Raw genomic sequence first — 7,233 nt, 5'->3', positions numbered from 1 at the left:
GCCGCGGGCGGCGGGACGGCGGCGGCGCTGCTGGGGACGGCCGCGGCGGCGCTGCTGGCTCCGGCGGTTCGCGGGCGCGTTCTGCGCGCTGTTCACGGTGTGGCCGACCAGCCTGCGCGTGATGTACCGGGCGTTGATCGGGCGGCCGTCGGCGTACCGGCGCCCGACGTCGCGTGCGGTGCGGCCGATGATCTTCGGGATGTGCCGGACGGCGCGGCGGGTCGCCGGGTTCCGCCACAGCTTGCGCCCGAGGTTGACCGCGCCGCGGATCAGCTGCGGACCGTGTTTGACGATCTTCGGCGCCGCCCATTTCGCCGCCTGGAACGCCAGCGGCGCGAGCGCGCCGAGGAAGGCCTCCGCCTCGTCCTCGGTCTCGGCGTTCTCGGCCTGGAAGGCCAGTTGCGCCATCATCTCGGCGTCGGGATAGACCCGCCGCGCCGGATGCGTGAAGTCCTCGTCCTCGGATTCGAGTTCGAACTCGTCCTCGAGTTCGCGGACGACGGCCTCGAACTCGGACTCGAATTCGTCTTCGTCCTCGTACTCGCCGTAGACCTCGTCCTCCAGTTCGTCTTCGAGCTCCCGGGCCAGGCCGCCGAGCTCGTCTTCGAACTCGTCCTCGTCCTCGAATTCGCCTTCCAGTTCGTCCTCGAGTTCGTTTTCGAACTCGGCCTCGAGTTCACGGCTCAGCTCGTCTTCCAGCTCGCCGTCCACTGCCGCATAGCCACGGCTCATAACCGTTCTCCTCTGCTCCGGTGAAAATCCGCGATCGCCGGCGCGGTGCGTCGGTGAGCACTCACCCGACACTGCCCGCGCACCCGGGGGCACCGGTAGTCACACGTTCTTGCGTGACATGAATCGACTAGTTCGTACTTGTCACACAAACCGACGATGCGCTTTTCCTGTCGGAGGGGTTTGCTAGAGAAGGAGGGAGACCTAGAGGGGGGAGGCCGGTCTATGTCCACGAGCCCGGTGATGGGATTTCCTGCGTCGTCGCTACACGATCTCGCGCGGCAGCGGGCGACGGTCGTCACGGAGGACGAAGCCGTACGAAAGCTGGCGAGATCACTCGTCAGACGTGTCATGGAACTGAACGACGGAGGCGCCGTGCAGCGGAAACCGCTGCTCGACCTCACCGAACACGGCGTCAGATGCCTGCTCGTACCGGTGACGCCGGAACCGCACGACCTGCTCAGCCCGCGCGAACACGAGGTGGCGCGCATGGTCGGCCGCGGCTATACGAACAAGCAGATCGCCGGCGTACTGGAAATCAGCCTGAACACGGTTTCCGCGCATATGCGCCGGATCTTCACCAAACTGGGGGTCGGCTCGCGGGCGGCGATGGTGGCCGCGTTGACCGGTGAGAATCTCGCCGCCGGATGAGGCGGGATTCCCACGCGAGACCGCACTCACGTGATCGAAGGCGGAACTCGCGAGTGCGGCCTCCAAACACGCGAGTCACGTCCCTGATCACGCGAGTCACGTCTTTGCTCACCGACATTCGCCTTGTCCCGTAAAGAAACCGCGTACTAACCGAGTGCGGCGCGAAGCCGCCGGTCCCGTTCTTCCGGGGTCTGCCGAGGGCAACTGGCGCACTTCGGATTGCCGGCTTCGTAGATCAGGCAACAGGAAGCACGGCGCACCACGGTGTTTCGTCCCACCCGGGAGAACCGCGGCTCCGGCAGCCCGAGCCCGATCGCGGCCACGAGTGGTGCCGCCAGCGCGATCGCCCGTTCGGTGTCGCCGGTCCACAGCAGGCGGTTGCCGATGGAATCCGTCGCGATCGCGCCCAGCGCGCGTGGATTCGCCTTGGTGACGGCCGAAATCGTGCCGATCGCGGTGCTCAGCGTTCCGGCGAACGCGGCACCGAGTTCGGCCAGGCCGCCGTCGAGGGCCCGGGAAGACCTGGCGCCGGTGAAACGGCCGTCCGGGACGAGGTCGATCGTGACGGCGTCGAGTGACGGGTCCAGGGGTTCGCCGCGGACGAGGGATTCCACCGAAGGAGCGACGAGGACGGAGGAGAGCGAGTACCACCAGATCGTGCCGAGCACTTCGGGTCGTGAGCAGCCGTAGAGCTTCGCGGCGCCGCCGATGCGGGCGCTGACCCAGGCGGCGTCGGCGAGCAGTGTCGCGGGTGCCTCCATCAGGACACCGGCCGGTACAGCGTGACACTGAACGAAGTGGTGACGTCCACCGATCCGGTGATCGCGTCGAGGCGTTCACGCCGGCCGTCGCGGTGAAGGTGATGTGCGCTCGGGCCCATCTCCACCACCTGACGGATCTGGGCGGGCTCCAACGCCACCTGCTGGGTGACGTCGTGCCGATCCACCCGGGTGAAGCGTTCGCCGAGGGTGTCCTCCAGCCGCGCGTCCTTGCTGCCGTCGACGGAGATCACCAGGTCGCCCAGCTCCCGGAGGTGACCGGGGTTCGGCGTCGCGACGACCAGCAGCCCGTCCTCGGTCAGGACGCGGTGGAACTGCGGGGCGTTGCGCGGCGCGAAGACGTTGAGGATCAGCGACGCGCTCGAGTCCGCCACCGGCCACGGCTCCCAGAGATTCCACACGGCCGCGCCCGCGCGCGTGTGCGCGCGAGCGGCCCGGCGCAGGGCGACGGCGGAGACGTCGAGCGCCAGTCCGTACGCGGCGGGGACGGCGTCGAGCACGTGCGCGAGGTAGTAGCCCGTGCCCGCGCCGGCGTCGATGACCATCCCGTTCTCGATGTGTTCCGAAGCCACCTTCGCGAGGGCGTCGGCGAGAGGCAGGTAGACGCCCGACGAGAGGAGGTCGACACGGGCCGCGACCATCGGCGCCGTGTCCGCGGTGCCCGCCGGGATGCGTGCATGCAGAAGGTTGACGTAACCCTGCTTCGCCACGTCGAACGAGTGGCCTCGATCGCAACGCACCGTGCGCTCGGTTACCCCGACCGGGTCACCGCAGACCGAACACCGCAACGACCGGACGATCGCCGGTGGCAGAGGGTCATGGCCGGATACACGCGCGTTCATGTCCCTATTCGACCACGAGGTTTCGCAACCGGACAGAACGCACCAGGTCACCGGAAACCTGGCCGTAACAACGCCGCACCGACAGTTCACGCGGGTGAAACCTGAATCGCCGCCCGAGGAAACACCCCGGTCCAAAGATTCCTGCGCAGTACACCCCAGGCACGGGAGGAAGATTGTGCTGAACGCAGGAGACACCGCATGGGTGTTGATCAGCGCCGCGCTGGTCATGCTCATGACACCGGGATTGGCGTTCTTCTACGGCGGCATGGTCCGCGCGAAGAGCGTTCTGAACATGTTGATGATGAACTTCATCGCGCTCGCCGTAGTCGGTGTCCTTTGGACGCTGTACGGCTTCACGATGGCCTTCGGCAACGACGTGGGCGGCGGGTTGCTCGGGAACTTCGACTTCGCGGGTCTCTCGACCATTTCCGGCAAGCTCGCCGGATTCGCGACCGCCGCGACCAGCACCACGCCCGAGGTCGCGTGGCCCGGCGCGGACGCGCTGCCGCTGTTCGCCTTCGTGATGTTCCAGCTGATGTTCGCGATCATCACGCCCGCGCTGATCTCCGGTGCCATCGCCGACCGCGCCAAGTTCTGGGGCTGGACGCTGTTCGTCGCGGTGTGGGTGACCATCGTGTACTTCCCGGTCGCGCACTGGGTGTTCTCGTTCAACGGTTTCATCAGCGCCGATTCGGTCGGCGGCTGGATCGCCAACCAGCTCAAGGCGCTCGACTTCGCCGGCGGTACGGCGGTCCACATCAACGCCGGTGCGGCGGGTCTCGCGCTCGCGATCGTGCTCGGCAAGCGCAAGGGCTGGCCGAAGGGCACCGGACGCCCGCACAACGTGCCGTTCGTGCTCCTGGGCGCCGCGCTGCTGTGGTTCGGCTGGTACGGCTTCAACGCCGGTTCGGCGCTGGCCGCCAACGACCTCGCCGCCGTCGCGTTCACCAACACCACCGTCGCGACCGCGGCCGCCGTGCTCGGCTGGCTGATCATCGAGCAGATCAAGGTCGGCAAGCCGACCACCCTCGGCGCCGCTTCCGGTGCCGTCGCGGGTCTCGTCGCGATCACCCCGGCGGCGGGTTTCGTCAGCCCGCTGGGTGCCATCGCCATCGGTCTCATCGCCGGTGCCCTGTGCGCCCTGGCGATCAGTCTCAAGTTCCGCTTCGGTTTCGACGACTCCCTCGACGTCGTCGGCGTCCACCTCGTGGGTGGTCTCGTCGGCACGCTGCTCATCGGCTTCTTCGGCACCACCAGCGTCAACTCGCTCGGCGTCGACGGCCTCTTCTACGGTGGCGGCCTCGGCCAGCTGGGCAAGCAGGCGCTCGCGGCGGCCGTGGTCCTCGGCTACTCGTTCGTGCTGACCTTCGTCATCGGCTGGGTGATCAAGAAGCTCGGCGGATTCCGTGTCAGCGCGGAGGACGAGGTCAGTGGTATCGATGAGGCCCAGCACGCGGAGAGCGCGTACGACTTCACCGGTTCGGGCGGCGGCCTCGGCCAGCCGAGCTCCATCCCGGTCAAGACGTCCACCGGAACCGCGGCCACGAAACTCGAGGAGAGCAAGGCATGAAGCTGATCACCGCGATCGTCAAGCCGTTCACGCTCGACGACGTCCGCTCCTCGCTGGAGCAGCTGGGCGTGCTCGGCATGACGGTCAGTGAGGTACAGGGCTACGGCAGGCAGAAGGGCCACACCGAGGTCTACCGGGGTGCCGAGTACTCCGTGGACTTCGTGGCGAAGCTGCGGGTCGAGGTCGTCACCGACGACTCCAACGTCGAGAAGGTCCTCGACGCGATCACCACGGCCGCCCACACCGGCAAGATCGGTGACGGCAAGATCTGGGTGACGCCGGTGGAGACGGTCATCCGGGTACGCACCGGCGAGCGCGGCTCGGACGCCCTATAGGCGCCCACGATGGCCGACGGGGGTGAACTGGTCAAGGCCACCGAGCGTTTGCTCGAGGGCAGGCACGGGAGGCTAGGGGCGGCCGCGTTGCGCGCGGCGTGCGTCGACCTCTACGAATTCTGGTTGGGCAAGGGCGCTTCGGCGGCCGGCGTCGACACCGCTGAACCCGGTGTCGCGCTGGCCGCCGTCGGCGGCCTGGGGCGCAGCGAACTGGTGCCCTTCTCCGACCTCGATCTGTTGTTGCTGCACAACGGGAACTCGCGGGTCGGCGAGATCGCGGACGCGATCTGGTACCCGCTGTGGGACGCCAAGATCGGCCTCGATCACTCGGTCCGCACGCCGGGTGAGGCGCTGAAGGTGGCGTCGGAGGATCTGCGGACCGCGATGGGGCTGCTCGACATCCGCCACATCTCCGGGGACGCGGAGATCACCGCCAGGCTGGCGGCCGCGGCACGGGACCAGTGGCGGCGGACCGCCCGGAAACGGATGGACGACCTGTCGGACGCGGTCCGTCAGCGCTGGGCCCGCAGCGGCGAGATCGCACAGTCCGCCGAGCCGGATCTCAAGCACGGCCGAGGCGGGCTTCGTGACTTCGCCGTCCTCGAAGCCCTGGCGGCGGCACAGCTGACGGCGAGGCCCGGTGAGGAACTGCTGGCGGCCAAGAGCCTGCTGCTCGACGTCCGGACGGAACTGCGCCGCGAACTGCGCCGGGAGCGGGACATCCTCAGCGCGCCGGAAGCCGAGACGGTCGCGGGCGAACTCGGCTTCGGCGATCGGTTCACGTTGGCGCGCAAGCTCTCCGGCGCCGGGCGGACGATCGCGTACGCGGTGGATGTCGCGCTCCGGTCCACTGTGGAGCCACCGAAGGCGCGGTTCGGCCGCCGTCCGGTGCGGACGCCGCTCGACGAGGGTGTGGTCCTGCACGGGAACGAGGTCGCGCTGGCGCGGGACGCCTTGCCCGCCAAGGATCCGGCCCTGCTGCTGCGGGTCGCCGCCGCGTCGGCCCGGATCCGCAAGCCCATCGCGCACGGGACCTTGCGAGCATTAGCCGACACCGCGCCCGAACTGCGTGCGCCATGGCCTGCCGACGCCCTCAAGGCGCTGGTGGAACTACTCGGCGCGGGCGAGGGACTCGTCGACGCCGTGGAGGCGCTGGACCGCACGGGCCTTTGGGCCCGGCTGTTCCCCGAATGGGGTGCCGTGCGGGATCTCCCGCCGAGGTCGCCGGTGCATTCGTGGACCGTCGACCGGCATCTCGTGCGGGCCGCGGTCGAGGCGTCGAAACTGACGACCACCGTTTCGCGGCCGGATCTGCTGCTGATCGGCGCGTTGCTGCACGACATCGGCAAGGGCCGCGACGCGGACCATTCCGAACTCGGCGCGAAGATCAGCGCGCAGGTGGCGGCCCGGCTCGGGTTGTCGCCCGCCGATTCGGCGCTGGTGTCGGCGATGGTGCGGCATCACCTGTTGCTGCCGCATACCGCGACGCGGCGGGACATCAGCGATCCCGCCACGATCCAGCGGGTGACGAAGACACTCGACGAGAACCTCGTCCTCCTGGAACTGCTGCACGCCCTGACGACGGCCGATTCGCTGGCCACCGGGCCGGGCGTGTGGACGGACTGGAAGGCGCGCCTGCTCGCCGAACTGGTGTCCGGTTGCGAAGAAGCGTTGCACGGCAAGGGTTTCGTACCGCCGGAGCCGATGGGCGCCGAACAACGGGAGCTCGTGGCCGAAGCCGTCGCGTCCGGCCGCGGCGAGGTGCGCATCACCGCCGCCGGCAAGGTGGTGACGGTGGTGCTCGCGGTCCCCGCTCGCGCGGAACTGCTGGCTCCCGCGGCCGGGGTGCTCGCGCTGAACTCGCTCGAAGTCCACGCGGCGGTGCTGCGCGGGCACGACGGGGGACGGGCGGGAGTCTTCACGGCGTCACCGAAATTCGGCTCGCTGCCCGACGTCACGCTGCTGCGGGAGCAGTTCGCGCGGGCGGTGGCGGGGACGCTGCCGCTCACCCAGCGGCTCGCGGCGAAGGAACGGGACTACGGCGGAGGGGAGGCGCCGTCGGCCGGGGCGAAGGTGATCTGGTTCGACGACGAGACCAGCGGGCGCGACACGGTCGTCGTCGAACTGCGGGCCGCGAACCGGATCGGGCTGCTGTACCGGGTCGCGGGCGCGTTGCGCCGGTGCGAGGCCGAGGTGCGGTGGGCGAAGGTGGCCACGCTCGGTGGTGCCGTCGTCGACTCGTTCGCCGTCGCGCCGCGGAGTGGCCGGGTCGACCAGGCGTGGCGGTCGAAGGTCGAAGCGGCGCTGCTGGCGGCAGCTTCCTGACG

At 69.1% G+C, this 7,233-nt stretch carries 7 protein-coding genes; 4 read left to right on the top strand and 3 right to left on the bottom strand.

The genetic code is table 11. The annotated features are described in order from the left end of the window. Positions 1–732: hypothetical protein (locus ACSMFO_RS36780; protein WP_436462147.1), on the bottom strand; the 732-nt coding region annotated here is incomplete at its 3' end. Between the two features lie 348 nt (positions 733–1,080). On the opposite strand from ACSMFO_RS36780, the gene ACSMFO_RS36775 reads away from it, so the two are divergent. Beyond that, positions 1,081–1,380: a helix-turn-helix domain-containing protein gene (locus tag ACSMFO_RS36775; RefSeq protein WP_436462146.1), complete on the top strand. Its 300-nt coding sequence runs from the start codon at positions 1,081–1,083 to the stop codon at positions 1,378–1,380. 146 nt (positions 1,381–1,526) lie between these two features. Here ACSMFO_RS36775 and ACSMFO_RS36770 read toward each other — a convergent pair whose 3' ends face one another. Then, on the bottom strand, positions 1,527–2,141 hold the full coding sequence (locus tag ACSMFO_RS36770) for a (2Fe-2S)-binding protein (protein WP_360125457.1): 615 nt from the start codon (positions 2,139–2,141) through the stop codon (positions 1,527–1,529). Continuing rightward, positions 2,141–3,001, bottom strand: a complete 861-nt coding sequence (locus ACSMFO_RS36765) for a putative RNA methyltransferase (protein WP_436462145.1) — start codon at positions 2,999–3,001, stop codon at positions 2,141–2,143. The genes ACSMFO_RS36770 and ACSMFO_RS36765 overlap by 1 nt, the downstream gene beginning before the upstream one ends. 175 nt (positions 3,002–3,176) lie before the next feature. Between ACSMFO_RS36765 and ACSMFO_RS36760 the strand changes: the two genes are divergently transcribed. Genes ACSMFO_RS36760 through ACSMFO_RS36750 form a run of 3 tightly spaced genes read left to right on the top strand, consistent with a single transcriptional unit; the run spans position 3,177 to position 7,231 of the window. Further along, on the top strand, positions 3,177–4,571 hold the full coding sequence (locus ACSMFO_RS36760) for an ammonium transporter (RefSeq protein ID WP_051972393.1): 1,395 nt from the start codon (positions 3,177–3,179) through the stop codon (positions 4,569–4,571). Further along, the gene (locus ACSMFO_RS36755) at positions 4,568–4,906 is read left to right on the top strand and encodes a P-II family nitrogen regulator (protein WP_038509839.1); all 339 of its coding nucleotides are present in this window, start codon (positions 4,568–4,570) and stop codon (positions 4,904–4,906) included. Before ACSMFO_RS36760 ends, ACSMFO_RS36755 begins: the two co-directional genes overlap by 4 nt. Positions 4,907–4,915: 9 nt before the next feature. After that, positions 4,916–7,231, top strand: coding sequence for a [protein-PII] uridylyltransferase (locus ACSMFO_RS36750; protein WP_436462144.1), 2,316 nt, complete (start codon positions 4,916–4,918; stop codon positions 7,229–7,231). Positions 7,232–7,233 lie beyond the last annotated feature (2 nt).

This window comes from Amycolatopsis sp. w19, assembly GCF_051373225.1.
Taxonomy (GTDB): Bacteria; Actinomycetota; Actinomycetes; order Mycobacteriales; family Pseudonocardiaceae; genus Amycolatopsis; species Amycolatopsis japonica.
Note: the sequence above shows the minus strand (reverse complement) of the source record. Positions and strands in the feature narration are given on the sequence as shown.

Excerpts from the sequence above, each read along its gene's own strand:
- ACSMFO_RS36765 (WP_436462145.1), bottom strand. The coding sequence starts at position 3,001 with ATGAACGCGCGTGTATCCGGCCATGACCCTCTGCCACCGGCGATCGTC.
- ACSMFO_RS36775 (WP_436462146.1), top strand. The coding sequence starts at position 1,081 with ATGGAACTGAACGACGGAGGCGCCGTGCAGCGGAAACCGCTGCTCGAC.
- ACSMFO_RS36750 (WP_436462144.1), top strand. The coding sequence starts at position 4,916 with ATGGCCGACGGGGGTGAACTGGTCAAGGCCACCGAGCGTTTGCTCGAG.
- ACSMFO_RS36755 (WP_038509839.1), top strand. The coding sequence starts at position 4,568 with ATGAAGCTGATCACCGCGATCGTCAAGCCGTTCACGCTCGACGACGTC.
- ACSMFO_RS36770 (WP_360125457.1), bottom strand. The coding sequence starts at position 2,141 with ATGGAGGCACCCGCGACACTGCTCGCCGACGCCGCCTGGGTCAGCGCC.